At 72.1% G+C, this 1,521-nt stretch carries 1 protein-coding gene; it reads left to right on the top strand.

All coding sequences use genetic code 11. The features are described from left to right. Positions 1-13: 13 nt before the first annotated feature. Positions 14-1,521: acyltransferase domain-containing protein (locus AB0H83_RS51855; protein WP_360111482.1), on the top strand; the 1,508-nt coding region annotated here is incomplete at its 3' end.

The following is a 1,521-nucleotide window of genomic DNA, read 5'->3' as shown; positions in this document are numbered from 1 at the left end:
CGAGGGCGCCGAGTTGGACGAGACGCGGTGGACGCAGCCGGCGTTGTTCGCGGTCGAGGTGGCGCTGTTCCGGCTGTTGGAGTCGTGGGGTCTGCAGCCGGATCACCTGGTCGGCCATTCGATCGGTGAGCTGGCGGCAGCGCACGTGGCCGGGGTCTGGTCCCTGGAGGACGCCTGCAAGGTGGTTGAGGCCCGGGGCCGCCTGATGCAGGCGCTGCCCCCGGGCGGCGCGATGGTGGCGGTCCAGGCGGCCGAGGCAGACGTGCGCAACGTGCTGGTCGACGGTGCGGAGATCGCCGCGGTCAACGGCCCCGACGCGATCGTGGTCTCCGGCGACGAGGAAGCGGTCATCAACGTTGCCGCGCGGTTCGCCAAGACGAAGCAGTTGCGGGTGAGCCATGCGTTCCACTCGGCGCGGATGGACGGCATGCTGGCGGCGTTCCGCGACGTACTCAACTCGGTGACGTTCAACCCGCCGGTGATCCCGATCGCGACCACGTCGACCGGGGACGTGACGGACCCGGACTACTGGTTGGACCAGGTGCGGGGGACGGTCCGGTTCGCCGACGCGATCGAGGCGCTCCGTGCCAAGGGCGTGACGAAGTTCCTGGAAGTCGGACCCGATGGGGTGCTGTCCGCGCTGGTCGACGGTATCCCGGCGATGCGCAAGGGCCGGGATGAGCCGCTCACCTTGATGACCGCTGTCGCCCGGGCCTACGTCGCGGGCTGGTCCCCGGACTGGACGCTGCTGCTCTCCGGCGGGCGCCGGGTCGAGCTGCCCACGTACCCGTTCCAGCGGCAGCGGTACTGGCCGACGGTCCGCCACCGCGCGCAACCCGACAGCGAGTTCTGGGCCGCCGTTGAAGCCGGCGACCTTGATGCCCTCACGAGGTGGCGCCATGGCAAGTCCACTGTGGATGGTTGGCTCTACCGTGACGAGTGGGTGCCGCTGCCACCCCGCGACCCGAAGCTCACCGGCCGGTGGCTGGTGCTCGGCGGCGGCTCCGATGCTGTCGCGGCGGCCCTACGAGCGGCGGGCGCGGACACGGTCGCCGAAGACGGTCCGCGGGAGGGGCCGTTCGCCGGGGTGGTGGCGCTGCCCACGGACGCCGCCGAGGCGCTCACGATGGTGCAGACCGTGGCTGTCGACGCGCCGTTGTGGTGTGTGACCCGGGGTGCGGCCACCGACCCGGTGCAGCGTGCGATCTGGGGTCTCGGCCGGGTCGTTGCCCTGGAGCATCCGGACCGTTGGGGCGGCCTGATCGACCTCGCTGACGCTGACCCGGCGTTGCTGCCGGCGGTGCTCGGTGGTGTCGAGGATCAGGTGATGTTCCGCGGCGGCGTCGCTCATGGGCGGCGCCTCATCCGGGCCACGGTGACCACCGGGTGGACGCCGTCGGGGACGGTGCTGGTGACCGGCGGCACGGGTGCCCTCGGTGGGCATGTCGCGAGGTGGCTCGCCGCGGAGGGTGCGGCCAGGATCGTGCTGGTCAGCCGGCGCGGCCCGGAGGCCCTTGCACT

The sequence above is a fragment of the Dactylosporangium sp. NPDC050688 genome (assembly GCF_040654515.1).
Lineage (GTDB): Bacteria > Actinomycetota > Actinomycetes > Mycobacteriales > Micromonosporaceae > Dactylosporangium.
This window is presented reverse-complemented; position numbering and strand designations above follow the sequence as displayed.